Genomic DNA, 23,327 nt, shown 5'->3' on the forward strand with positions numbered 1-23,327 from the left:
CCTCGGATACCCGTGTCGGCGGGCCCGGTTTCGGGCATGAAGAAGGAGAGAGCCTCTCCGGGGGGTCAGGTACGGCGAAGGAGGCGGACGTGAAACTCCGATCTGTCCGGCACGAACTCGGCATTTCCCCCGAGCTCGCCGAACTGGCGCGGGTCCGCCACTGGGTCCGCACGGTTCTGTGCGGCTTCCCGGCGAACTTCGTCAGCACCGCGGTCATGGTGGTCGACGAGCTGACGTCGAACGCCCTGCGCCACGGCCGCGCGCCCTATCACGTCCGGCTGCTGCCCGGGGCCGCGAAGCTGCGCATCGAGGTCGACGACAGCGGCGGGGAGCCTGCCCGCCGCCGGGCGCCGTCCGACCACGGCGGGCGCGGGCTCCTGCTGGTCGAACGCTGCGCCGCCGCCTGGGGGCAGCTGCGCCGGCCCAGCGGCAAGACACTGTGGGCGGAACTGGCCACCGACCCGGACCCGGCCGCGGCCCGTGGCTGATCCGGCGCGCACCGCGCCCGCCGTCGCGGTCGACGGCACCCCCGGCTGGGCCGACGCGCCCGTCGCCGCCCTGGTGGCCGACGACGCCGGGGTGATCCGGTCCCTGAACGAGGCCGCCCGCCTGCTCTTCCCCGCCGCCGCCCCCGGCCGCCCGATCGCGGGCACGGTGGCGGACTGGCTGGCCGGCGCCCACGAACGCGGTTCGGCGACGGTCGTCCGCGGCGAGGTCGGCGAGCGGGCCTTCGCGGCGCACCCGATCCCGCACGGCGACGCCGTGACGTGGTGGCTCCTCGACGAGACCGACGCCCGCTCGGCCCGCGACGCGCTGGCCCGCGAGCAGGAGCGGACCACGTTCCTCAGCGACGCGTCCGCGGCGCTGCTGGGCTCGCTCAACCTGGACCGCTGCATGGAAGTCGCCGCCCGGCTGGCCGCGCAGCACCTCGCCGACGCCGCGCTCGTCCTGGCGCCCACCACGAGCGGGACCTTCCCGGCCGTTTCCTGCGTGCGCGGCGGCGAGCCGGCCCGGGCCCGGCTGGAGATCGACCCGGACGAGCTGCCCGGGCTCGGCGAGGCGCTGCAGGGCTTCCCGCCGGTGCCGTCGCGCTGGCTCGACCCGGACGCCGCGCCCCGCTGGGTGCTGCCGGCGGGCTTCGGGCCGGTCGGCTCGATCGTCGTGACGCCCCTGCCCGGCCACGGCGTCCCCGCCGGCGCGCTGGTGCTCCTGCGCCGCGGCGACCGGGCGTCCTTCACCGACCAGGAAGAACTTTTCGCCCGGTTGTTCGCCGCCCGGGCGGGCGCGGCGATGTCGGCGGCGCGGGTGTTCGCGCTGCAGGCGTCGATCACCGACACGCTCATGCGCGAGCTCCTCCCGCCCACCCTCGAGCAGCTCGGCGGCGTCGAGTTCGCCGGCCGGTACCGCCCGGCCCGCGACGGCGAGCGGATCGGCGGCGACTTCTACGACGTCCACTCGGCGATCACCGCCGACGGCGACGAGTCGCTCGCCGTGCTCGGCGACGTCTGCGGCAAGGGGCTGGACGCGGCCGTGCTGACCGGGAAGATCCGCACCACGCTACGGGCGCTGCTGCCGATGGCCGGCGACCACCACCGGCTGCTGGACCTGCTGAACCGCACGCTCGGCGACAACAACGACGCCCGGTACGTCACCCTGGTGCTGGCCTCGGCGCGGCGCGAAGGCGCGGACGTCCGGCTGCGCGTGACCTGTGCGGGGCACCCGCCGCCGCTGATCGTGCGCGCCGACGGCCGGGTCGAAGAGGCCGAGAGCCAGGGCAGCCTGATCGGCGTGCTGCCCGAGATCGAGTCGGTGAGCGCCGACATCACCCTGCGCCCCGGCGAGACCTGCCTGCTCTACACCGACGGGATCATCGAAGCGCGGGGCGGCCCGCTCGGCGACGCCATGTTCGGCGAAGAGCGGCTCAAGCAGGCCGTCACCGAGTGCGCGAACATGCCGGCCGACGCCGTTGTCGAGCGCGTGCAGATGCTCGCCTCGCAGTGGATCGGGCGCGGCACCCACGACGACATGGCCGTGCTGGCGATCATCGCGCCGCGCGGGCAGCACCTGGCCGCGGTCGGCGGCCACGGACGCGGGAGGTACACCGCTTGAGCACCGCTACCCGCAGCACCGGGGTGGCCGAGCAGGCCGAACGGCTCTGGGCCGCCGTGACGACCGGCGACGAGTACGCCGCCGGCGACGTCGTGGTCCAGGCCCTCGGCGACGGGACGGACCCGGAGAGCGTGCTGCTCGACGTGATCGGCGCGGTGCAGCGGCGGGTCGGCCGGGAGTGGGCCGCGAACCGGCTCACCGTCGCCCAGGAGCACGCGGCGACCGCGATCAACGACCGGGTCATCGCCACCTTCGGTTACGTGCTGCGCCGGCCAGAGCCGCACCTCGGCCGGATCACGGTCGCCTGCGTCGACGGCGAGTGGCACGCGATGCCGGCCCGGCTGCTGTCGGAAGTGCTGCGCCTGCGCGGGTTCCAGGTCGACTACCTCGGCGCGCAGGTGCCGGCCCCGCACCTGGTGGCCCACCTGCACCGGACCGGCCCGGACGCGGTCGCGCTGTCCGGGTCGCTCGCCACCCGGCTGCCGACCGCGCACGCGACGATCACCGCGTGCCAGGCCGCGGCGACCCCGGTCATCGCTGGCGGCGCCGCCTTCGGGCCCGACGGCCGGTACGCCCGGCTGCTGGGTGCCGAGGCGTGGGCACCGGACGCCCGGTCGGCCGCCGACCGGCTGGCCCGCCCGCTCCCCCGGCCGCACACCGCCCACCAGCCGCTCGACGACCTGCCGCACCTGGCCGACCAGGAGTACACGCTGGTCACGCGCAGCTCGGGCCGGCTGGTGAAGGCGGTCCTGGCCGGCCTGGAGGAGCGGATCCCGGCGATGCGGTCCTACACCGACCTGCAGCGCCAGTACACCGCCGAGGACCTCGCGCACATCGTCGAGTTCCTGGCGACGGCCCTCTACGTCGGCGACGCCGAGCTGTTCACCGGGTTCCTGAACTGGACCGCCGGGATCCTCACCGCCCGCGGCGTTCCGGCCGCCTCCCTGGTGCCCGCCCTGGAACTGCTCGAGACCGAGCTGCGGGACTTCCCGCGGGCCACCGACCTGCTCCGCACCGCGAAAACGGACTTGGCGGGGCAGGCCACCGGATCGGAGCTGCCGGCATGACCAACGCCCTGACCTGCACGTGGCACACGCCGGAGGAGACCACCGCCCGGGTGGTGATCGCGGGCGACCTCGAGTTCGCCACGGCCGGGCTGCTGCTGCAGCTGGTCACCGACCGGCTGGCCGGCCACCCCGGCGTCCGCGAGGTCCGGCTGGACTGCGGCGCCCTCGGCTTCTGCGACTCGTCCGGGCTGTCGGAGCTGATGCAGGTGTACCGCGTCGTCACCGGCGCGGGCGCCCGCCTCCGCCTGGACAACCGGCAGCCCGCGTTCGACCGCCTGCTCACCCTGACCGGTACGGCCGGGTACCTGACCGGCGAAACCGCGGACGCCCGCGCCCGGCGCGACTCCTAGGGCGGCAGCTGCGCCGGCAGCCGGCGAGAACCGTGGGCCCCGAGCGCCCTACCCCTCCCGGCGCGCCAGCTTCGACGGCCACCAGATCCGCCGCCCGACGTCGACCGTCAGGGCCGGGACCAGCAGGGACCGCACCAGTAGCGTGTCCAGCAGCACCCCGAACGCGACGATGAACGCGATCTGGGCCAGGAACAGGATCGGGATCACCGCGAGCGCCGAGAACGTCGCCGCGAGCACGACGCCGGCCGAGGTGATCACGCCGCCGGTCAGGGACAGCCCGCGCAGCGTGCCGTCCCGCGTTCCCCGCGTCAGCGCCTCCTCCCGGACCCGGGTCATCAGGAAGATGTTGTAGTCGATGCCCAGCGCCACCAGGAAGACGAAGCCGAACAACGGCACCACCGGGTCCGCGCCGGGGAAGTCCAGCAGGTGGTTGAACACCAGCGCCGACACGCCCATCGTCGCCGCGAACGACAGGACCACCGTCGCGATCAGCAGCAGCGGCGCCAGCAACGAGCGCAGCAGCAGGGCCAGCACCAGGAAGATCACCAGCAGCACGATCGGGATGATCAGCGCGCGGTCGCGCTTGGACGTCTGCTGCGTGTCCAGCTGGATCGCGGTCGGGCCGCCCACCTTCGCGTTCGCGCCGGGCACCGCGTGCACCGCGTCGCGCAGCCGGGCGACGGTGGTGACGGCCGCTTCCGAGTCCGCCGGGTCGGTCAGCACCGACAGGATCTGCACCCGGCCGCCGACCACCTTGGGGCGGCCGTCGGGACCCGGCAACGGGATCGACTGCGCCACTCCGTCCATTGTGGACGCCTTGAGCACGGCGGGCAGCGCACCCACGTCGGCGATCGTGATCGCGGGCGCCCCCAGGCCGCCCGGGAAGTGCCGGCCGAGGATCTCCTGTCCCGTCCCGGATTCGACCTGGGTCAGGAAGACGTCGGACTGCGCGGTGCCGGACGCCTTCAGCTGCGGCAGAAACGCTACGCCGACGCCGAGCACCAGCGCCGTCACCACCCACACCGCGCGCGGGCGGCGGCCGACCAGGCGTGACACGCGGCCCCAGATCCCCGCGGTCTCCGGGTGCGGCGAGCCCAGCGCGGGCTTGAACGGCCAGAACGCGCCGCGCCCGCACAACGCCAGCGCCGCGGGCAGGAACGTCGTGGACGCCAGCAGCGCCGCGCCGATGCCGATCGCCGCGACCGGGCCGAGGCCCTTGTTCGAGTTGAGGTCGCTGAACAGCAGGCACAGCACGCCGAGCACGACGGTGCCCGCCGACGCCGTGATCGGTTCGAGCGTCGCGCGCCAGGCGAGCTTCAGCGCGTCGAACCGGCTCGGGGTGTCGCGCAGCTGTTCCCGGAACCGCGCGACCAGCAGGAGCGCGTAGTCGGTCGCCGCGCCGAAGACGAGGATCGAAAGGATGCCCTGGCTCTGGCCGTTGAGCGCGAGGACGTCGTTCTCGGCCAGCAGGTAGACGACGAGGCTGGCGAGCCCGAGCGCGAACACGGCCGACAGCAGCACCAGGAACGGCAGCAGCGGGCTGCGGTAGACCACGACGAGGATCAGCGCGACCACGCCGCCGGCGACGAGCAGCAGGATGCCGTCGATGCCGCCGAACGCCTTCACCAGGTCGGCGATCTGCCCGGCCGGGCCGGTGACCAGCACGGTCAGCCCTGCGGGGGCGCCGGTGAGCTGGGCCCGGACCTCCTTGACGACGTCGGCGGGGTTGCCGTCGGCGAAGACCGGTACGGACAGCTGCACGGCCTGGTCGTCGCGCGGGGCCGGCTGCGGCTTGCCGAGCGGGCCGGCGACACCGGGCACGCTGCCGAGCTCCCGTGCCTTGGTGTCGAGGAACTGCCGGTCGCCCGCGGTCAGGCCGCTCGTGCGCTCCGCGACGACCGTCGCGGGCAGCACCTGGCGCTGGGTGAACGCCTTCTGCTCGTCGGAGACCTCCGTGGCTTCGGCCGCGCGGGGCAGGAAGGCCGCGTTGTCGTTCTTGGCGACCTCGCTGAGCTTCCCGGCGAACGGGCCGCCGAACCCGCCCAGCGCGAGCCAGGCCACCACCAGGAGCGCGGGGATCAGCCACCGGAGCCGGCGCGGGGTCTCGTTCATGGTCGCTAAGGTCCTTTCGAGCGCGAACACGACCAATTGTTCAGCAAGCTGAACATTCTGCACGACGACCCGGAGTGACGGTGAGCACAGCCCCCGAACCCGACTGGAGCACTTGGCCCACCGGGCGGTTGCTGGCCGTCGCCGCCCGGCTGGTGGAACAACGCTGGGTGGCCGTGCTCGACGGCATGGGGCTCACCCACGCGGGGCTGATCGCCCTGCACATCCTGCGCGACGGGCCGCTCCCCCAGCGGACGCTGGCCCAGCGCTGCCAGGTCACCGACCAGACGATGAGCCGCACGCTCGACCGCCTGGCCCGGGCCGGGTTCGTCACCCGGACGGCGGACCCGGCCGACGGCCGCCGCCACCTGACCCGGCTGACCGAACGCGGCCGGGCGGTGCACGAGGAGGCCGTGCGCGCCGAACCCGCCCTGCTCGGCGGCCTCGGGGAAAACGACGCGTTCCGCGCCGGCCTGCTGGATCTGATCACCCGGCTGTCCGCGGGCGATTGACCGCCGGCGCGGCTGGGTAGCTCTTCTTACATGTGGATCGCGCTGAGCACCCCCGTGGCCGTGCTGATCGCTACCGTCCTGATGGAGCGGTTCGAGCGACGATGCCGTCTGGTGCCCGGCGCCGAGGCCAAACGGTCCCGGGTCCGGGCCTGAGCCTGCCCGTGTGATCCACGTCTCATTCTCCTCGGCCGAGAACCTCGGCCCCCCTCGCCGTCGACTGACGGAACAGATCCGGCGCAAGCGGTCCGGATTCAAGGGAGGAGAAACACATGCGCGGCACCAGGAAAACCCGCACAGTCACCGGCTTGACCCTCGCGGCCGGGCTGGTCACGGCGACGAGCATCGGGATCGCCGGCGGCGCGTCGGCCGACCCCGGAACCACCGAGGGGACGGCGAACGTGCAGCAACCACCGAAGGGGGCGCGGGCGACCGTGCAGGTCAGCCCGAACCCCACCACCCACCGCGGCCAGGAAGTGACCATCACCGGGAACTGCGGCGGCGGCACCGGGCTGAAGTCGGTGCTCGGCGGGTTCCCCGAGCACCCGGCACTGGAGAACATCCGCATCCTCGAAACCGGCCCGGACCGGTTCGTGGCCAAGGCGAACCTGGCCGCCACCATCGGCAACGGCGTCGGGCCCGTGTTCGTCGACTGCGGCGGCGAGGCGGGCGTGACCCTGCTGGTCACCCACGTCTGAACGCGGCGAACCCGCTCACCGGCCGGGGTTCCGGTGAGCGGGTTCGCCACCACAATGGCGACGGAATTCAGCAGGTCTTCCACGCGAAGTGGTAAATCGTGTCCACGCTCGCGTGTTCGGAATCCATTTCGATGAAACTTCCGCCGGACGAGCTGCCCGCGTCCGCCCGCAGTTCCGCATTGATGTTCAGGTTGCGGCTTTCACCGCACGGCGCGAACACCAGTTCGCTGACGTCGGTCGCGTCGACGGCCCGCCACACGCCGTGGAACGGACCGGGGAAGGTGTGCCGCACGCGAGCGGTCGGCGCCGTCCCGGTGAAGTAGTAGTTGGCTTGTTCGAGCGCGCTGGCCCCGCTCTCGATGTGGGCGAAGCCGCGGTAGTCCGCCTCGGCGATCGCGTACGTGAATCCTTGCGGCACATGGACGAGCACGTTGATCTGGCAGTTCTTGCGGCCTTCGAGGGCCGACACGCCACCGCCGGCCTTCGCGGTGAAGTTGCTGTAGTGCACCGTGAACGACGTGTTGTCCGACGCCACGTCCGCCGAGGCGGTGGCCGTGCCTGCCGGGCAGCCGGACCCGTTGATGGTCTTGATGTCGAGCGTGATCTTTTCGGCCGGAACCGAGTCGGCCCCGGAAGTGACGGGGGCGGCGAAGGCGGACAGAATCAATGCGGCTACGACCGACGTACCGAGCATGACGCTCCTCCAAATGGGCCACGGTGCCTGGTGGTCATGATGATCGCGCGCGGAGAGGATCGTAGCGCGATCGCAACCTTTTCGACGGCCACTGAATGGAGTAACACGGCCCGGCCCGAGTGCACGGGAAATCCATTTCCCGCCATTTCACCTTTCGCGGGGTGCGATATTCGGGGAATCGAAGGTCAAGACTGGTCCGGACCAACGCGGCGCCGGAGGGAATACGGCGGGGTGCAGCCGCCGAGCAGCGCTTCGGCGTCCAGCGTCGCCGCCCGGCTCCCCCGCTCGGCGAACCGCCGCGCCACCAGCGCGCCCGGGTCGCCGACGTGGTCCGCGCGGCCGGTCAGGAAGGCCCACTCGTGCTCGTCCGAACCGAAGTACAGCACCGTGCCGAACACCTCGCGGAACCGCCGCCACGACGCGCGCAACGTCTCGTTGCGCCACAGCGTCGGGCAGCCCGCCTGACCGGTCACCACCCCGCCGGGCGCCAGCAGCCGCGCGCAGCGGGCGAGGAAGTCCGTGCCGTACAGGCGGTTGTGCTGCGCGTCCGGATCCGCGTTCTCGTCCGGCAGGTCGATCACGACCACGTCGTAGGTCTCGCCCCGGCTTTCGGCCGCGGCCAGGAACGCCCAGCCGTCCGCATAGGACACCCGGATCGGGCCCTCCCCGCGCTCGGCCCGGGCCAGCTCCGCCGGGGTGTAGCCGTAGGGCAGGTGCTCGGCGCAGGCGCGGACGGTCTGGGCGTCGATGTCGACGTGGTCGACGAGCGACGCGCCGGTCGCGACCGCCAGCCCGCTCGCGACCCCCTCGCTCGAGCCGATGACGAGCACCCGCCGCACCTGCTCCGCCAGCAGCAGGGCGGGCAGCATCAGGGCCTCGTGGTAGACCAGCTGGCTCGCCTCGGTGCTCTGCCGTTCGCCGTCGCAGAACAGCGAAACCCCTTGCGCGGTCGTCCCGATCAGCACTTCCTGGTACGGCGTGCGCTCGTGGAACCGCACGTCGCCGACCGTCCAGACGCGGGTGAGGCCGTCGCCGACCGGTTCGTGGATCAGGGGCATCAGCGCTCTCCCCGGTGGAGGACCGACAGGTGGACCGGCGCGGCGTGCAGGGACTTGGCCAGCAGCCGCAGGGCGTGCTCGGGATCGGCGCGGTCCCCGCAGGTGAACACGTCGGCGAAGAGCGACCCGTGCTCGGGGTAGGTGTGCACGGACGCGTGCGACTCGGCCAGCAGCGCGATCACCGTGACGCCCTGGGGCGCGAACCGCTGCGCCACGACGTCGAGGACCGTCGCGCCCGCTTCCGTCACCGCGGCCCGCAGCAGCTCCCCCAGCCGGACCGGGTCGTCGAGCAGGGCGGGGTCGACGCCGTGGAGCTCGGCGAGCACGTGCCGCCCGGTGAACCGGCCGACGTCAGGCATCGCCCCACCGCCCGATGCAGTGCGTGCGCAGCGGCTCGATCCCGTTGAACCCGACCGACGCGTAGCTCGCGGTGTAGGCCCCGGTGCCCGGCAGGTCGAGCCGGTCGCCGGTCCGCAGCGCGAGGGGCAGTTCGTACCGCGTCCGCTGGTAGAGCACGTCGTCGCCGTCGCAGGTGGGCCCGGCGAGCACCACCGGGCCGTCCGGGCCGTCGTGCGCCCCCACCGGCTCGAACCGGTAGGCGATCGCCTCGTTCTCGGCCTCGGCGAGCCCGTTGTAGCGGCCGATGTCGAGGTACACCCAGCGCCGCTGGTCCCGGGGCGCGACCAGCACGACCTCGGTCCGCAGCAGGCCGGCGTCCGCGACGAGCACCCGGCCCGGCTCCAGCAGCAGCTCCGGCCGCCCGGCCGGGAAGGCCGCGACGAGCGCCGCCTCGATCGTCGCCGCGTACGCGGCCAGCGGCGGGACGGCGGTGCGGTGGGCGGTGGCGAAGCCGCCACCGAGGTTGAGCCGCGTCATCGCGACCCCCTGCGCCGCGGCCTCGCCGAACAGCTTGGCCGCCGTCGCGATGCCGATCTCCCACGCGGTGATGTCCGGCTGCTGCGAGCCGACGTGGAAGGCGATGCCGGGCCGCAGCCCCCGCTCGGCGGCCCGCAGCACCAGGTCGAGGGCTTCGGCCGGGGCGCAGCCGAACTTCCGGCCGAACGGCGTCGCCGAGTCCGGGGCGTCGAGCACGACGCGGATCGACACGGCCGCGTCCGGCGCGTACCGGCCCAGGTGGTCGACGTCGGCCGCGGCGTCCGAGGTGAATTCCCGGACACCGCGGCCGAACGCGAAGGCGATGTCGCGCGGCTTCTTGATCGGGTTGCCGTAGGCGAGGTCAGCCGGGTCGGCGCCGCGCCCGAGGCACAGCTCGACCTCGGCCGGCCCGGCGACGTCGAAGCCGATCCCGGCCGCCACCAGCGCGTCGAGCACCGGCGGCGCCGGGTTGGCCTTGACCGCGTACCGGATCAGCGCGCCGGGGAACGCCGCGCGGAACTCCCGCGCCCGGGCCGCGACGACATCGGTGTCGACGACCAGGCACGGCGTCGGCGGGTCCCGCTCGTCGAGGAACCGGCGGATCCGGGTGAAGTCGGCGCACACGGGCGCCAGTGTCGCAAACGAGGGTCAGACGAACCGCCACAGGTGGTCCGGCGTCCCGTTGTCGTCCCACTGGGTGACCTGGGCACCGTCCGCCGTGGACTGCTGGTCGACGGCCATCACCTTGCCGCTGCGGACGTTGACGAGCTTCGACCAGCCGCCACCGGCGTCGACGATCCGCCAGTTGTGGTCGGGCGTGCCGTTGTCCCGGTACTGCTGGACGTGGGCGCCGTTGTCGAGGCTCTGGTCGTGCACGGCGAGGACCTTCCCGCTGTTGCGGTTGACGATCCGGACGGTGCCGTCGCCGTTGTCCACCACGGCCCAGAGGTGGTCGGCGGTGCCGTTGTCCGACCACTGGGTGACCTCCGCGATGTCGGCCAGCGACATTTCCGAGACGGCCAGGACCTTGCCCGAGCGCTGGTTCTGCAGCTTCCGCCACACGGTCGTCGACGCGGCGGGGCGGGTCAGCAGCGCGAGGTAGCCACCGGCGACCGGGCGGGCCTGGAAGCCGCGCTGGGTGGCGTCGGCGACCACGTACCAGTCGCTGAACGGCACCCGCTGCGGCGTCGTGTTCGCGTAGCTGTAGACGCCTTCGACCAGCGTGGTGCGGATGTCCGGGTGGTCGGCGAGCCAGGCCGCGGTCCACAGTTCCCAGTCGGCCTTCGTGTAGTTGTTGCGCGGGTCGAGCACGACGCCGTGGGCGCCGGCGCGGGCCTGGTACCAGGCGGCTTCCTGCGCGGCGACGCCGAGCGGGACGAGGTCGAGGCCGAGCACGCGGTCGGCGAAGCCGTTGTACTTGAGGCTCCACGTCCCGGGCTGGTCGTAGGCGAGCCGCAGGTGCTGGCCGTCCTCGGCGAGGGTCACCCACTGGCTGACGTAGCTGCGCGAGGTCGAACGGTACCGCTGGGCGTCGGCCGCGTTGCCGGCCGCGGTCGCGATGACGCCCATCGCGCCGACGCCGATGATGCCCTTCAACGCCAGGTTCGCGCTGTGGGCGATGAAGCCGGTGAAGTCGTCGGTCTGGTTCTGGAAGCCGGGGTCGAGGGTGTTGGCGATCAGGTATTCGGCCCACTGCCGCAGGATCCGGTAGTGGGCGCTGACGAACGCGCTCGCCTCGGCCGACGGCAGCCGCTGCACCAGCGCGGCGGCCATGATCAGCAGGTTGGCCGATTCTTCGACCGGCATGCTCTCTTCGTTGCCGTCGTTGTGCCCGGTGGCGTCCGGGTAGTGGGTGCCGAGGTCGTGCTCGGCGAACTGCATCGGCCAGCCGCCGCGCTCGGCGTAGTCGAGCAACGGCTCCAGGAGCAGGCGGAGGTAGGCGGGCGAAAGGTAGAGGTAGGCGGGAAACGCCGGATAGGTGACGTCCACTGTGGACATGTTGCCGTTGGAGGAGATCTCCTTGAGGAACACCCACGGCGCCCCGCCCCGGTCGACCAGTTCGGTGCCGCCGAACGCCTGGCGCAGGGCGAGCGCGCAGATCCCGGCGTAGTGCTCGCCGGTGCTGCCGCCCCCGGCCGCGGCGACGGCGTCGTCGTGCAGCCGCTGGTCGATCGCAGTGGCGGCCGACAGCGCGGCGGCGTAGTCGTTGCCGAACCACACGGCCATGTCCTGCCAGCTGCCCCAGTAGTGCGTCCACCAGGGCCGCAGTTCGGTGCCGAGGTAGCGGACCGCGGGGGTGCGCACGTGCCCGATCGAGAGCGTGAAGGCGGGTGCGGAGCCACCGGCCGGGACGGTGCCGAGGTTCTTGTTGAAGGCGAGGACGGGCCACCGGTCGTTGATGGCGCGCGGCTGCGCGGTGTCGCTGGTGTTGTTCAGGGCGCCCTGGCCGGCCGAGGCGGCGCGCACGACGGTGTCCTGCCCGATCTGCCAGGTGGTCCCGGACGCGGGCGCGGCGAGCACGAGCGAACCCCAGCTGGCCTGGTCGCCGTTCTCCTGCAGGACGCCCGGACTGGCCGGGGTGCAGCTGAGGAGCGTGTAGCCGTTCGTCTGCTGCTGGGTCCAGGTGACGGGCGCGGCGGTGTCGCCGTGCACCCATTCGGCGGAGGTGTCGAAGTGCAGGTCGACGGCGTGGGCGCGGCCGTCGGCGCTGGCCGCCTGGATGGTGACGTACCCGAACGGGACGCACTGGCGCTGCAGGTTCGCGGGGTCGACGGGTGAGAAGAAGGTGACGGTGAGGTTCACGCCGCCCCCGGTGAGGACGTAGCTCGACCGGGTGCCGGTGACCTGCAGGCTGACCTGCGTCATCGGCGTCAGGGCGGGGCTGCCGGGCGCGCCGGCGAAGAGGTAGGCGACGCCGTCGACGCGGGCGATGCCGCAGAGGGCGGTGATGTGCCCGGTCCAGAAGCTCGACCAGGCACCGGCCAGGTTGTCGGCGGCCTGCCAGGTGGACAGGTAGGGCGACCGCACGATCAGCGGCGTGGCGGGCGGCCGGATCGGGCTGAAGGTCCCGGCGGCGGAGGCGGTCCCGGGCAGCCAGAGAGCGGCGGCGACGGCGGCCGCGGAGGCCCCGGCGAGCCGGAGCAGATCCCGGCGGGTGAGGTGATCGCGTTCTCGGGAGGACATCGGTGGCCCCTTCCACGGCGAGCGAGCCGAGCGGCGAACAGCGCAGGGACCGTTTTACATCGTTGGTACAACGTTGTAAATCCGCCGAAGGTCGGTGCATGGTGCTGGTGCGGACCAGTGGAGGCGCAGGTCCGGTGCGGTTTTCGGCGGCGGGATGAGGTGGATGGGCGCCCGGGTGAGCGCGCGGCGGGGAGCGGCCGGCTTGCCCGCGCCGCGCACGCCGAGAGCCCCGGCGCCGTCGCGCTCAGCCTGTGCGGCTGGACCCCGCGCCGCGCACGCCGAGAGCCCCGGCGCCGTCGCGCTCAGCCTGTGCGGCTGGACCCCGCGCCGCCGTGACCCCCGGCGCCGTCCCGCTCAGCCGGTGCGGCTGGGCCGGTCCGAGGGCGGCCACACGTACGGCAGGTCCGGCGGCACGCCCGGGAACTGCGCGCCGTAGTGGTCCGGGTCCTTGCGCACCAAGGCCGACTGGTGGCTGCGGTGCAGCTCTTCGTCCCCCAGCCAGGGCGGCACCTCGCCCGCCGCCGCGAGCTCCGGCTGCGTCCGGACCACCGAAGCGCCCACCGACTGCTCGAACTCGCCGGTCAGCTTGACCGCGCACGTGTCCGCCGCGCCCAGGGCGCACCACACCGCGCACACCTCGAGGCCGTAGCGCGTCAACGCCTCTTCGTAGCCCCACCACATCTTCGCCGCCGGGTGGTGGCGCCAGCCGTAGCCGGGGATCACCAGCGCGCGCAGCACCTGCAGCGCCTCCACGCGCTGCTTGCCCAGCCGGCGGCGGTCGAGGACGCGGGCGCTGGCGGTGAAGTCCGCGCACGGCAGGAACGTCTGCATCCCGGACGGGTACCCCGCCGCGGCGCCGGAAACCACCGGCCACAGTGGACCGTCACGGCGGCCCCGGCCACGAGACCGGGGCCGCCGGCGGGTCACCGGGGGCCGGTGTGCCCGCGGGCCGTCACAGCCGGTTCCGGTGCGACGCTCACCCGGGGGCGCAGGGGCCGGGCTTCCAGGCCCTCCACGTCGATCACCAGGAACCAGTGGGCATTGGCCGGGATGTGGATCTTGAACATCGGTGCGGTGGCCACCCCGCCGTGCATCCGGTAGTACTGCCGGCGCCGGTAGGCCTGGAAGTTGACCGCGGTCAGCAGCCTGACGTTGGCCATCGCGTCCAGGCGGACGGTGACCACCGCGTCTCTTCGCACTTTCCCGAGGTCGAACACGCTCGGTTCCATTTCGTCCCTCTTCCACGCGTGGAGTTTCGGTTTCAGCGGTCGCGGGCAGCGCGGAACACGCCGCGGAGCACACGACGGGCGGAAGATCGGACGGAACTAACCCGGGCCGGTACCCGGTTCGCACGGCCGCCACAGCGGCACGAAGTCCCCGTGCGCCCAGGTGGCCGCCCGGAAACCGGGGATCCAGTGCCCGCCGGCCAGGAAGGCGGCCGGAACACCGGACCCGGTCCCGGACGCGACATCGGACGGCACGGGCCGCACCGGCGCCGGCGCGTTCCCGGGAGCATCGCGACGCGGCAGGACTTCGCTGCGGACGGCGCTTCGGTGCGGGGTGGCTTTGCCGTCGGCACAGGCGTGGCCCGGACGGCCCGGCGGCGCCGCGGACTCCGGCCTCAGCGCCGCTGCCGGACCGGAAGAGCTCCCGGGCTCGGCGACGGGCAGGGCGACGGCCTGGGAGACTTCCGCGAGGACGAGCTGCCCGGCACGGCTGGTGACGAGGGTGAGATGGGTGCTGCGCACGGGTGGCGGAGCGCCGAGGATGGGAGCGGTCACGGGCTGCACGACGCCGGTGACCGGGCGGACGATGCCGTCCACTGGCCGGGTGACGGCCGAGACAACCGGTTCGAGGGGACGCAACACGGGTTCGACCACCGCGGCGGCGATCCCGGTGAGCGGAGCCACGACCGCCCGAACCACCGGGGAGACCGGCTCGGCCATCGCACCGACGGCCCGGGCCACGGGCGAGACGGCGGGTCCCAGAGCCGCCACCACCGCACCGGCGGTTCGGGTCACGGGCGACACAACGGTCCCGACGGTCCGCGCCACGGGCGCGACAACGAGCCCGGCGCTTCCGGCCACCGGCGACACCGCGGCACGCGCCACCGACGTCGCAACTGCGCCCACGCTCCCGGCCACCGGCGATGCGGCGGCTCCAGCCGTCCGGGACACCGGTTCGACCACCGCGGCGGCACTCCTGGCCACCGGCGACACCGGCTCCACAACGACACCAACAGCCCGCGCCACCGGCGACGCGGCAGCCCCCACCGCCCGCGACACCGGATCAACCACCGCGGAAGCGCCGCTGGCCACCGGCGACACAGCCGCCGCAACCGTCCGCGAGACCGGCCCCGCAACCGCGCCAACGCCTCCGACCACCGGGGACACAGCAGCCGCAGACGCGCGAGCCACCGGCTCGGCGATCGGCGTTGCGGCACCCAACGCCCGCGTCGCTACACCAGCCACGATCGGCACCGGCCCCGGACTCCGCGATCCCACCGCCGGCCGGGTTGCGCTCTTCACCAAGCTCGCCGCCTCGTGCGGCACCGACGGCACGTCCGCCTGAGCCGAAGCCAGTGCGCCGTTCGGGAGGGTCGGTGGGGCCGGGGCCGCGTCGGCGTTTCCGGACAGCAGCCACGACACCAGCCAGAGGCCCGCCACCGCTCCCGCCAGCACCAGCAGCCGCCGTGCTGCGACGGTTGCGTCGCGCACCTTGCCGGCCCTGGTCACTTCGGCGAACCTCCTGATGTTGCGGGACTGGGTCTTTACCCCTCAACGCCGTCGGCGACACCCCTGCTACGGGCCGCTCGGCGCTTCCACTCGTCCGGACTAGCGATTTCCCACTCTCGCGCCTCGCTCGAGGCTCCAGCCGGGTGAGGTCGCTGGACCGGTCGTCCGATCCGCGGTTCCTCCGCCGCCGTCAGGCTTCCTGCGCACGTCTCTGACCCGACAACGCGCCGAGAACCGTGACGCCGTGTTGCAGGCCCTCGCGGAACGTCGCGCGCCGGCCCGGGCTCATGTCCGCCAGCAGCGCGTGCTCCAGCTCCGTGACCGCCGGGGCGCAGCCCGCCAGAAGTTCACGGCCCGCGTCGGTGAGGCCCGCCAGCAGGACTCGCTTGTTGTCCGCCTTCGGGGTCCGCGCGATCAGGCCGCGCTTTTCCAGCGTCAGCACCATTTCGTGCATCGTCTGCGGGCGCAGGAACGACCGGCGCGCCAGCTGCGCCGAAGAAAGCGCGCCGCTCGCTTCGAGCACCGTCAGCGCCGTGTACTGCAGCGTGGTGAGCCCGAGTGGCCGCAGCGCGTCGTCGAGCAGCGCCCTGATCACCAGCTCGAGCCGTTTGACCAGGTACAGGGTCAACGGCGGGCCGGCGGCCTGCTGCTCCGCGGAGGTGCTCACGGCGCCCATCATGGCACGGACCGGCCGCTATGCTCCGATCATGGACCTCGGCCGGCAGACCCGCGTGCGGCAGGCGTTCGACACCTTCTTCGGCCCGTCCCGGCCACCGGAACCCGAGCACGTCCTGGAGCTCTTCCACCGCACCGCGGAAACCGTTCCGGCCTACCGGAAGTTCCTCGGCGAGCACGGGATCGACCCGGCGGGCGTCACGACGATGGCCGCCTTCCGGCAGCTCCCGCTCACCGGCAAGGCGTCCTACCACCGGAAGTACCCGCTGCCCGAGCTGTGCCGCGGCGGCACCTTCGCGGGCAACGACATGATCGCCGTCTCCTCCGGCTCCAGCGGCCACCCCACCGTGTGGCCGCGGTCGCTGGAGGACGAACTGCACGTGGCCCGGCGGTTCGAGCAGGTGCTCGTGGACGCCTTCGACGCCGGACGGCGCAGCACGCTCGCCGTCGTCTGCTTCCCGCTCGGCACCTGGGTGGGCGGGCTGTTCACCACCGCGTGCGTGCGCCACCTCGCCGCCAAGGGCTGCCCGATCACCGTCGTGGCGCCGGGCAACAACAAGGCCGAAATCCTGCGGGTGCTGCCCGAGCTCGCGCCGCACTTCGACCAGGTCGTGCTGCTCGGCTACCCGCCGTTCGTCAAGGACGTCGTCGACACCGGGCTCGCCGCGGGCACCGACTGGCCCGCGTACGCGCTCAAGCTGGTGCTGGCCGGCGAGGTGTTCAGCGAGCAGTGGCGCGACCTGGTGGCCCGCCGCGCCGGGATCGCCGACCCGGTCCGCGACATCGCGTCGCTGTACGGCACGGCCGATGCCGGCGTGCTCGGCACCGAAACCCCGGTGTCGGCGGGCATCCGGCGGTTCCTCGCCGGCCGCCCGGACCTGGCGCGTGAGCTGTTCGGCGACGCGCGGCTGCCGACGCTGGTGCAGTACGACCCGGCCAGCCGGTTCTTCGAGGTGCACGAGGGCACGCTCGTCTTCACCGCCGACGGCGGCATCCCGCTGATCCGCTACCACATCGCCGACGACGGCGGGATCCTGCCGCACGCCGAGCTGCTCGCCTTCTGCGCCCGCCACGGCTTCACGCCCCCGCCCGGCCCCGAGCTGCCGTTCGTGTACGTCTTCGGCCGGTCGCTGTTCACGGTGTCGTTCTTCGGCGCGAACGTCTACCCGGAGAACGTCACCGTCGGCCTGGAACAGCCCGGCATCAGCGACACCGTGACCGGCAAGTTCGTCATCGAGGCGATCGAGGACGCCGACCGGGACCGGCGGCTGCGGATCACCGTCGAAACGGCGCCGGGCACGACCGCCGACGCCGGCCGGATCGCGGCGGCGGTGCAGGCGCAGCTGGTGCGGCTCAACAGCGAGTTCGCGCACTACGTCCCGCCGGAGCGGCAGCTCCCCGACGTCGTCCTGCGCCCGGCCGGCGATCCCGAGTACTTCCCGGTGGGCGTGAAGCACCGCTACACGCGGCCGTCCTGACGTCCGAACGCCCGGATGACCCGCCCGGTCGGGTCCGCCGCCGCCGGGTCGCGCACCCGATCGGTGATCAGGAAGCCCGGGAGCTCCAGCCCGTGCGCCTCGGTGAGCCGGAAGACCCCGCCGGGCGCGGCCGGCTCCCAGCCGGCGGTCAACGCGTGCGCAACGAGGCACCGGACATCCGCGGGCGCCGGGTAGGAGCCGTCGGTCGCGACCGCGGGCCAGCCGTCGCCCACGGCCTTCGAGAGCAGGTCGGCCTCCAGCGCGCGGCTGTTCTTGCCCGCGCCCCAGACACGCACCCGGATGCACCGGTGGACCTCGTCGCCGTCCCCGGCCACGTGGCCGATGGTGGCCCGCCAGGTGTAGTCCCGTTCCCCGACGCGCAACGTCCGCAACCGCCTTCGCACACCGGCCAGCCTACGGCCGGGCCAGCTTGCGGAACCGTTCCCGGCGTTCGTCGGCGGACGAGCCGTCGGCGATGTCGTCGTCGAACCACGAACACAGCGCCGCCCACAGTTCGGCGCGGGCGGTGAAGTCCTCGGCCCGCACCGGGAGCTGCTCGAGTTCGCCGATGTCGGCGACCAGGTGGTCCAGGCGGCGGTCGCAGAGCCGGACGTACTCGCGGACCACGATGTTGGCGTCGAGGCCGGTTTTCGCGCGCGGGCCCGCCGCCCCGCGCAGCTGGGCGTGCAGGCTTTCCTCGCAGTACAACGGGAATCCGGAGATCGAACCCGGGTACCCGGACTCGGCCGCCCACTCGCGGAACGCGCAGATCGCCTGGTAACGCGTGTACCAGTCCTGTTTCCCCGCGGCCAGCCGCGCGAGCCGGCGCCAGGCGTCGCGGTCGGCCGCGCGCCAGCGGTCGAGGGTGCGGCCGTCCGGCGGCGGCCCGGTGTCGAGCGCGCGGACCCGCCAGAAGTGCGCCCGGCAGCCCGCGATCTCGGCGACGAGCCGGCGGACGTAGCTGACCTGCTCCCAGACGTGGGCGCGCTGCGGGCGCAGCGGTGCGGCGCGGTCCGGCGAGAACGTCACCATCTCGAAGACGCGGAACAGCTCGTGGCCGCGCAGGGCGGCCAGGTCGGGGTCCTCCCCCATCACCCAGGACCGGCGCTCGGGCAGCCGTCCGCTGTGGCTGATCGTCGCCGCGTGGTACAGCTCGCGGACCGCCCGGCGGGCCACCTCGTCCCGCGATTCGCCTTCGAGGCGGGGGTTGCGGGCACGGTCGCGCAGGTCGCGTTCGCCGCGCGGGCCGACTTCGAGCATCGCGACGGCGTACACGCTCGCCGCGTTGTAGCACTCCTCCCACGACCGGCGCGGCCCGGCGGCTTCGACGGTGGCGTCGAGCGCCCGCGGGTCCGGCGGCCAGTGGCGGTCCGGGCAGACGTCGGCCAGCCGCACCCGGCTGCCGGGGTAGGCGGGCCGGGGCTCGGGCACGGCCCCGGTCTCCGGCTCGACGTCCGCCATCGCGCGCCGCAGCACCGCCCAGACCAGGGAAAGGTCCAGCGCCCGGTTGGTCAGCTGCCGCCAGCTGCGCCGCCAGCGCCTGCCGAAGCGGCGGTAGTCCTCGACGAGCCGCTCGATTTCGTACTGCGACAGCGCGCAGAAGTACGAGCGCATCTCCGCGGCGCGCTGGTTGTACTCGGCCAGCTGCGCCGGGGTCGCCTGGTGGACGAGCAGTTCTTCGACCGGCACCCGCAGGACGCGCCGGTGCAGCTCGAGGCGCTGCTCGCGCGAGATGCCCGCCGGGTGCGTCCGGACGTCGAGGTCGACGTACCGGCGGAACCGCAGCTCCACCGCCTCCCGCAGTTCGGCGCGGCGCTGCGCCCGCGCGTCGCCGGGGACGCCCGCGGTCGTGCGCCGCACCCACCAGGAACCGGCCACGGAGTCGCCGTGGCCGAGGACCAGCGCGTGCCGGTAGCGGGCGATGAGCAGGGCGACGTCGCGGCCGCGGGCGTCGCGGCGGGGCTGGCGCGCGAAGTCGGGGCCGATCCACCACCGGGCCAGGTCGGGGTGACCGCGGCTGCAGACGGTGATCACGTCGTCGTAGGTGGCGAGCGCGTCGAGGTGCAGGTCCAGTTGTTCCTGCAGGGCGGCGATTTCGAGTCTGATGTAGACGTTCGCCGGGTCGAGGCTGACCGCCCGGTAGTACTCGGCCAGCGCTTCGTCGTACCGGCGGTAGGTGATGAAGTGGTTGGCTCGCTGGTAGGCGTCGAACAGCTCGTACGGGATCTTCGCGCCGCGCCACGCGGCCCAGTGGATGTTCGTGCGGACGTAGGCGCTGCGCGGGATGACCAGCGCGGCAACGGCGTTCGCGGCGCGGTGCAGGACCCGCGGCCAGTTCTCGTCCTCGATCACCAGCGGGCCGGCGGCGAACCGCGGGACGCGGACGAGTTCGAGGATGAGCTGGTAGCGGCCGGGGGTGTTGCCGGGCCGGACGGTGCCGGTGACGGTGAACGCGGCGGGCGGCTGCGCGAGCCGGATCAGCTTCGTGGCCGCCTTCCACCAGCCGTCCGCGGAGTCGCCGGCGTGCTCGACGATCTGGATGAAGTCGTACGAGCTCCCGGCGCCGGGGACCGGGGTCGGGGTGTAGAGGCGCGAGTCGTTGAGGAACCGCTTGAAGGTGGCGGTCAGCTCGACGGCGGAGTCGATCTCGCGGTCGTGGCTGCCTTCGGGGCGTTCGTCGACGAACACCCGGATGTCGATCTGGTTGGCGCGGTAGGCCGCGCCTTCGAGGCGCGCCCTGCCGACGAAGTACAGCGTCAGGACGGCCGAGACGAGCACGACGGACGTCTGGAGCACGGTCCAGGTGATGACGCTGGCGACCTTCGGGTCCTTCACGAAGGTCAGGTTCTGGAAGAACGGCAGGTAGGGCACGACGGCGAAGCCCGCCGCGACGAGCCCGGCCGTCACCGCCGCCAGCCACCACCGGATCCGGTGGGCTTCGGGCAGCTCGGCCTGGTCGAAGCCGCCGAGCCGGCGCGCGCGCACATCGACCACCCCCTCGTGTCAGGTTACTCGCACAGGGGGTGCGGTTCGTTACGGCCCGTGATCCGCCAGCTCGGCGATGACCTGGGCGTGGCACGGTTCGGGCACGCACCAGCACCCGAGCCGGCGGCCGCGCAGCTCCGGCAGGAGGGCGAGCAGATCCGGCCGGCCGAGGAGGTACTCCCGGTACCGGGCGACGACTTGTTCGCGGGAGCCGTCGGGGCCGGGCCGGAAGGGGCTGGCGAGCTTCGAGCCGGCCAGGTGCCAGCCGCCGCGGTGCATGGCCCGCCCGACGTACACGACATCGGCGTACGCGGGATCGTCCCGGTGCCCCTTCAGGTTGACGACGGTGGTCGGCATCCGCCCTCCTTCACCGTCCGCAACCTTGCTCCGGCGCCGCGCAATCCGCCACCCGGCTCATCCGCGGTCACACCCGGTGGTTCACCTAGTGCAGATGCACTATGCTGAAGGTTCACGGTTGAGCCGTCAGCCGCTGCCGGACGTTCCGCGCCCGGGCCGGCAGGCTGCCGTGTGCGGCATCCCGTCCCGAAAACGTCCGGTCCGCCCCCGCTGCCCGACGAAAGGGTGTGCCGCGATGGTTCCTCAACCCCGCTCGGCCGACCAGGTCCGCACCGCCCCCGGCTGGGTGACCGCCGGCGGCCAGATGGCGCTTCGCGTGCTCGAGCCCGAGCCCGGCACCGTCCTCGTCGAGGTGACCGGCGAACTCGACCTGGGCACCGCCCGCCGCCTGGACGCGGTCCTGCAGGCCCGGCTCCCGGCCCGGCTCGACGAACTCGTCGTCGACCTCTCCGGCGTCACGTTCTTCTCCGTCGCCGGCCTGAACTCGCTGCTGCGCGCGCGGTTGCTCGCCGACGCCGCCGGCGCACGCCTCACCGTCGACGCCGGGGGGTCCCGCGCGGTGCGGCGGCTGTTCACGCTGATCCCGACGGACTTCGACAGCGTCGTGAACGTCCGGCCGGTCCGCTGACCGCTCACCCGGCCGACTGACGGCCCAGCCGCCGGACGGCTTCGACGATCGCCGCGTTCGGCGCGCCCTTCACCAGGTACTCGGTGACGCCGGCCGCGGAGAGCCCGGCGATCGACGTCCGGTCGGCGTAGGCGGAGAAGGCCAGGATCGCGGTTCCCGGGCTGAGCCGGGCGATTTCGCGCGCCGCCCGCGCCCCGCCGCCGCCCGGCATCCGGACGTCGAGAACGGCGACCGCGGGCCGGTGCCGCTCGGCGAGCCGGATCGCTTCGTCGGCGTCGCCGGCCACCGCGACCACGGCGATGTCGGACTGGGAGTCCAGCACCTCTTTCAGGACGTCGCGGATCATCACGTCGTCGTCGGAAATCAGCACCCGCAGCTCGGTCACGGTTCGAGCTCCGGTACGTCGGGCAGCAGGGGCAGCCAGAACTCGACGGTCGTGCCCTCGCCGGGCGTGCTGCGCACCGACAGCCAGCCGTGCGCCGCTTCGGCGCGTTCGTGCATCTCGACCAGGCCGAAGTGGCCCGCGCCGGCGTCGCCGCCTGCCGTGCCGACGCCGTCGTCGGTGATCCGCACCCGCGTCCCGTTGTCCACAGTGGACAGCGTGACCTCGACCCGGCCGGCCCGTGCGTGCCGGTGGACGTTGCTGAGCGCCTCCTGGCAGATCCGGTACACCGTGATCGCCGCTTCCGGGGACGGCTCGGCGGTGAGGTCGTCGCGGACCGAGTGCGCCAGGCCCCATCGGCCCGCGACCTCGTCGACGTAGGCCGACACCGCCTCGACCAGGCCGTGCCGGTCGAGCTCCGGCGGCCGCAGCCGCGACACCAGGCCGCGCAGCCGGGCGATCGAGGCGCTCACCGACTCGTCGAGGCTGCTGACGGCGCTCGCGTGCGGCTCCGGCAGCCGGGAGGCGAGCAGCTGCAGGCGCATGCCGACGGCCACCATGGACTGGATCGACTCGTCGTGGACGTCCCAGGCGATCCGCCGCCGCTCCACCTCCTGGGCCTCCACCAGGTGCCCGACCAGCCGGCGGCGTTCGCGCAGCGCCTGCTCGACGTTGCGGCGATCGGTCATGTCGCGGGTGACCTTCCCGAAGCCGCGCAGCCGGCCCTGCTCGTCGTGGAGCGCGGTGATGACGACGTTCGCCCAGAACCGCGTGCCGTCCTTGCGCAGCCGCCACCCCTCGTCCTCCAGCCGGCCGTCCGCGACCGCGGTTTCCAGCTCCCGCTCCGGTTTCCCCGCCGCCACGTCCTCCGCCGGGTAGAACACCGAAAAGTGGCGCCCGATGATCTCCTCCGCCGCGTACCCCTTGGTCCGCTCCGCGCCCGCGTTCCAGCTGACGATGCGGCCTTCGGTGTCCAGCATGAAGATGGCGTAGTCCTGGACGTTCTGCACGAGCAGGCGGAACCGCTCTTCGCTTTCCCGCAAGGCCGCTTCGGCCGCACGGCGCTCGGTCACGTCACGAATCACCGTCCCGAAACCGCGCAGCTCGCCCTGCTCGTCGTGGAGCGCGGTGACCACGACGTTCGCCCGGAACCGGGTGCCGTCCTTGCGCAGCCGCCACCCCTCGTCCTCCAGCCGGCCGTCCGCGACCGCGGTTTCCAGCTCCCGCTCCGGCTTCCCCGCCGCCACATCCTCCGCCGGGTGGAACCTCGAAAAGTGCCGCCCGACGATCTCCCCCGCCGCATACCCCGTGATCCGCTCCGCCCCTGCGTTCCAGCTCAGGACACAGCCTTCGGTGTCCAGCATGAAGATCCCGTAGTCGAGCACGCCGTGCACCAGCAGCCGGAACCGGTCGTCGTCCATGCGGCAACTCTGC

At 73.2% G+C, this 23,327-nt stretch carries 24 protein-coding genes; 9 read left to right on the plus strand and 15 right to left on the minus strand.

Features of this window, described 5'->3' with window-relative positions; translation table 11 throughout:
- Positions 1-89 precede the first annotated feature (89 nt).
- The 4 genes from AB0M93_RS26340 to AB0M93_RS26355 are packed head-to-tail and all read left to right on the plus strand — an operon-like array spanning position 90 to position 3,526.
- The gene (locus tag AB0M93_RS26340; RefSeq protein ID WP_364277217.1) at positions 90-488 is read left to right on the plus strand and encodes an ATP-binding protein; all 399 of its coding nucleotides are present in this window, start codon (positions 90-92) and stop codon (positions 486-488) included.
- Positions 481-2,109 carry a PP2C family protein-serine/threonine phosphatase gene (locus AB0M93_RS26345; RefSeq protein WP_364277220.1) on the plus strand — a complete coding sequence of 543 codons (1,629 nt, stop codon included), beginning with the start codon at positions 481-483 and terminating at the stop codon, positions 2,107-2,109. Before AB0M93_RS26340 ends, AB0M93_RS26345 begins: the two co-directional genes overlap by 8 nt.
- On the plus strand, positions 2,106-3,176 hold the full coding sequence (locus AB0M93_RS26350) for a cobalamin-dependent protein (RefSeq protein WP_364277223.1): 1,071 nt from the start codon (positions 2,106-2,108) through the stop codon (positions 3,174-3,176). The genes AB0M93_RS26345 and AB0M93_RS26350 overlap by 4 nt, the downstream gene beginning before the upstream one ends.
- Positions 3,173-3,526 carry an STAS domain-containing protein gene (locus AB0M93_RS26355; protein ID WP_364277224.1) on the plus strand — a complete coding sequence of 118 codons (354 nt, stop codon included), beginning with the start codon at positions 3,173-3,175 and terminating at the stop codon, positions 3,524-3,526. Before AB0M93_RS26350 ends, AB0M93_RS26355 begins: the two co-directional genes overlap by 4 nt.
- 48 nt (positions 3,527-3,574) lie before the next feature.
- On the opposite strand, the gene AB0M93_RS26360 is transcribed toward AB0M93_RS26355, so the two are convergent.
- On the minus strand, positions 3,575-5,638 hold the full coding sequence (locus tag AB0M93_RS26360; RefSeq protein WP_364277227.1) for an MMPL family transporter: 2,064 nt from the start codon (positions 5,636-5,638) through the stop codon (positions 3,575-3,577).
- A gap of 74 nt (positions 5,639-5,712) precedes the next feature.
- Between AB0M93_RS26360 and AB0M93_RS26365 the strand changes: the two genes are divergently transcribed.
- From AB0M93_RS26365 to AB0M93_RS26375, 3 genes are all read left to right on the plus strand, one after another.
- On the plus strand, positions 5,713-6,147 hold the full coding sequence (locus tag AB0M93_RS26365; RefSeq protein WP_364277229.1) for a MarR family transcriptional regulator: 435 nt from the start codon (positions 5,713-5,715) through the stop codon (positions 6,145-6,147).
- A 30-nt stretch (positions 6,148-6,177) separates the two neighbouring features.
- On the plus strand, positions 6,178-6,300 hold the full coding sequence (locus AB0M93_RS26370; RefSeq protein ID WP_364277232.1) for a hypothetical protein: 123 nt from the start codon (positions 6,178-6,180) through the stop codon (positions 6,298-6,300).
- Between the two features lie 116 nt (positions 6,301-6,416).
- Positions 6,417-6,842 (plus strand): hypothetical protein, encoded by a 426-nt coding sequence (locus AB0M93_RS26375; protein WP_364277235.1) that lies wholly within the window; start codon positions 6,417-6,419, stop codon positions 6,840-6,842.
- 67 nt (positions 6,843-6,909) lie between these two features.
- Here AB0M93_RS26375 and AB0M93_RS26380 read toward each other — a convergent pair whose 3' ends face one another.
- The 9 genes from AB0M93_RS26380 to AB0M93_RS26420 all read right to left on the minus strand — a co-directional run bounded on the left by AB0M93_RS26380 (position 6,910) and on the right by AB0M93_RS26420 (position 16,067).
- Positions 6,910-7,536 carry a DUF4360 domain-containing protein gene (locus AB0M93_RS26380; protein WP_364277237.1) on the minus strand — a complete coding sequence of 209 codons (627 nt, stop codon included), beginning with the start codon at positions 7,534-7,536 and terminating at the stop codon, positions 6,910-6,912.
- Positions 7,537-7,721: 185 nt separating this feature from the next.
- Positions 7,722-8,594: a spermidine synthase gene (locus tag AB0M93_RS26385; RefSeq protein ID WP_364277240.1), complete on the minus strand. Its 873-nt coding sequence runs from the start codon at positions 8,592-8,594 to the stop codon at positions 7,722-7,724.
- A complete protein-coding gene (speD, locus tag AB0M93_RS26390; RefSeq protein ID WP_364277243.1) occupies positions 8,594-8,953 on the minus strand; it encodes an adenosylmethionine decarboxylase in 360 nt (119 codons plus the stop codon). The genes AB0M93_RS26385 and speD overlap by 1 nt, the downstream gene beginning before the upstream one ends.
- Positions 8,946-10,094, minus strand: a complete 1,149-nt coding sequence (locus tag AB0M93_RS26395) for a type III PLP-dependent enzyme (protein ID WP_364277246.1) — start codon at positions 10,092-10,094, stop codon at positions 8,946-8,948. The genes speD and AB0M93_RS26395 overlap by 8 nt, the downstream gene beginning before the upstream one ends.
- Positions 10,095-10,118: 24 nt before the next feature.
- Entirely contained in the window at positions 10,119-12,653 is a 2,535-nt protein-coding gene (locus AB0M93_RS26400; protein WP_364277249.1) for a DUF5127 domain-containing protein, read from the minus strand.
- Between the two features lie 354 nt (positions 12,654-13,007).
- On the minus strand, positions 13,008-13,484 hold the full coding sequence (locus AB0M93_RS26405) for an MSMEG_6728 family protein (RefSeq protein WP_364278014.1): 477 nt from the start codon (positions 13,482-13,484) through the stop codon (positions 13,008-13,010).
- A 92-nt stretch (positions 13,485-13,576) separates the two neighbouring features.
- Complete coding sequence (locus AB0M93_RS26410; protein WP_364277252.1) at positions 13,577-13,882, minus strand: DUF1883 domain-containing protein; 306 nt, start codon at positions 13,880-13,882, stop codon at positions 13,577-13,579.
- 96 nt (positions 13,883-13,978) lie between these two features.
- Positions 13,979-14,674: a hypothetical protein gene (locus AB0M93_RS26415; RefSeq protein WP_364277255.1), complete on the minus strand. Its 696-nt coding sequence runs from the start codon at positions 14,672-14,674 to the stop codon at positions 13,979-13,981.
- Positions 14,675-15,578: 904 nt separating this feature from the next.
- A complete protein-coding gene (locus AB0M93_RS26420; RefSeq protein WP_364277258.1) occupies positions 15,579-16,067 on the minus strand; it encodes a MarR family transcriptional regulator in 489 nt (162 codons plus the stop codon).
- A 28-nt stretch (positions 16,068-16,095) separates the two neighbouring features.
- Between AB0M93_RS26420 and AB0M93_RS26425 the strand changes: the two genes are divergently transcribed.
- A complete protein-coding gene (locus tag AB0M93_RS26425; protein ID WP_364277260.1) occupies positions 16,096-17,541 on the plus strand; it encodes a phenylacetate--CoA ligase family protein in 1,446 nt (481 codons plus the stop codon).
- Here AB0M93_RS26425 and AB0M93_RS26430 read toward each other — a convergent pair.
- Genes AB0M93_RS26430 through AB0M93_RS26440 form a run of 3 tightly spaced genes read right to left on the minus strand, consistent with a single transcriptional unit; the run spans position 17,523 to position 20,883 of the window.
- Positions 17,523-17,945: a hypothetical protein gene (locus AB0M93_RS26430; RefSeq protein WP_364277263.1), complete on the minus strand. Its 423-nt coding sequence runs from the start codon at positions 17,943-17,945 to the stop codon at positions 17,523-17,525. The two genes, AB0M93_RS26425 and AB0M93_RS26430, sit on opposite strands and share 19 nt — an antisense overlap.
- A gap of 10 nt (positions 17,946-17,955) precedes the next feature.
- On the minus strand, positions 17,956-20,535 hold the full coding sequence (locus tag AB0M93_RS26435) for a hypothetical protein (RefSeq protein WP_364277266.1): 2,580 nt from the start codon (positions 20,533-20,535) through the stop codon (positions 17,956-17,958).
- Between the two features lie 39 nt (positions 20,536-20,574).
- Complete coding sequence (locus AB0M93_RS26440) at positions 20,575-20,883, minus strand: DUF4326 domain-containing protein (protein WP_364277269.1); 309 nt, start codon at positions 20,881-20,883, stop codon at positions 20,575-20,577.
- Between the two features lie 235 nt (positions 20,884-21,118).
- On the opposite strand from AB0M93_RS26440, the gene AB0M93_RS26445 reads away from it, so the two are divergent.
- Entirely contained in the window at positions 21,119-21,511 is a 393-nt protein-coding gene (locus AB0M93_RS26445) for an STAS domain-containing protein (RefSeq protein ID WP_364277272.1), read from the plus strand.
- 4 nt (positions 21,512-21,515) lie between these two features.
- Here the strand turns inward: AB0M93_RS26445 and AB0M93_RS26450 are convergent, their stop codons facing one another.
- The gene (locus AB0M93_RS26450; RefSeq protein WP_364277275.1) at positions 21,516-21,896 is read right to left on the minus strand and encodes a response regulator transcription factor; all 381 of its coding nucleotides are present in this window, start codon (positions 21,894-21,896) and stop codon (positions 21,516-21,518) included.
- A complete protein-coding gene (locus AB0M93_RS26455) occupies positions 21,893-23,314 on the minus strand; it encodes a PAS domain S-box protein (RefSeq protein ID WP_364277278.1) in 1,422 nt (473 codons plus the stop codon). Before AB0M93_RS26455 ends, AB0M93_RS26450 begins: the two co-directional genes overlap by 4 nt.
- Between the last annotated feature and the right edge of the window lie 13 nt (positions 23,315-23,327).

The sequence above is a fragment of the Amycolatopsis sp. NPDC051102 genome, from assembly GCF_040682815.1.
Taxonomy (GTDB): Bacteria; Actinomycetota; Actinomycetes; order Mycobacteriales; family Pseudonocardiaceae; genus Amycolatopsis.

What these genes read in the sequence shown, in the direction of transcription:
- AB0M93_RS26440 (WP_364277269.1), bottom strand. Translation starts at nt 20,883, where the DNA reads ATGCCGACCACCGTCGTCAACCTGAAGGGGCACCGGGACGATCCCGCG.
- speD (WP_364277243.1), bottom strand. Translation starts at nt 8,953, where the DNA reads ATGCCTGACGTCGGCCGGTTCACCGGGCGGCACGTGCTCGCCGAGCTC.
- AB0M93_RS26405 (WP_364278014.1), bottom strand. Translation starts at nt 13,484, where the DNA reads ATGCAGACGTTCCTGCCGTGCGCGGACTTCACCGCCAGCGCCCGCGTC.
- AB0M93_RS26375 (WP_364277235.1), top strand. Translation starts at nt 6,417, where the DNA reads ATGCGCGGCACCAGGAAAACCCGCACAGTCACCGGCTTGACCCTCGCG.
- AB0M93_RS26400 (WP_364277249.1), bottom strand. Translation starts at nt 12,653, where the DNA reads ATGTCCTCCCGAGAACGCGATCACCTCACCCGCCGGGATCTGCTCCGG.
- AB0M93_RS26355 (WP_364277224.1), top strand. Translation starts at nt 3,173, where the DNA reads ATGACCAACGCCCTGACCTGCACGTGGCACACGCCGGAGGAGACCACC.
- AB0M93_RS26420 (WP_364277258.1), bottom strand. Translation starts at nt 16,067, where the DNA reads ATGATGGGCGCCGTGAGCACCTCCGCGGAGCAGCAGGCCGCCGGCCCG.
- AB0M93_RS26380 (WP_364277237.1), bottom strand. Translation starts at nt 7,536, where the DNA reads ATGCTCGGTACGTCGGTCGTAGCCGCATTGATTCTGTCCGCCTTCGCC.
- AB0M93_RS26455 (WP_364277278.1), bottom strand. Translation starts at nt 23,314, where the DNA reads ATGGACGACGACCGGTTCCGGCTGCTGGTGCACGGCGTGCTCGACTAC.
- AB0M93_RS26385 (WP_364277240.1), bottom strand. Translation starts at nt 8,594, where the DNA reads ATGCCCCTGATCCACGAACCGGTCGGCGACGGCCTCACCCGCGTCTGG.
- AB0M93_RS26425 (WP_364277260.1), top strand. Translation starts at nt 16,096, where the DNA reads ATGGACCTCGGCCGGCAGACCCGCGTGCGGCAGGCGTTCGACACCTTC.
- AB0M93_RS26370 (WP_364277232.1), top strand. Translation starts at nt 6,178, where the DNA reads ATGTGGATCGCGCTGAGCACCCCCGTGGCCGTGCTGATCGCTACCGTC.
- AB0M93_RS26445 (WP_364277272.1), top strand. Translation starts at nt 21,119, where the DNA reads ATGGTTCCTCAACCCCGCTCGGCCGACCAGGTCCGCACCGCCCCCGGC.
- AB0M93_RS26360 (WP_364277227.1), bottom strand. Translation starts at nt 5,638, where the DNA reads ATGAACGAGACCCCGCGCCGGCTCCGGTGGCTGATCCCCGCGCTCCTG.
- AB0M93_RS26410 (WP_364277252.1), bottom strand. Translation starts at nt 13,882, where the DNA reads ATGGAACCGAGCGTGTTCGACCTCGGGAAAGTGCGAAGAGACGCGGTG.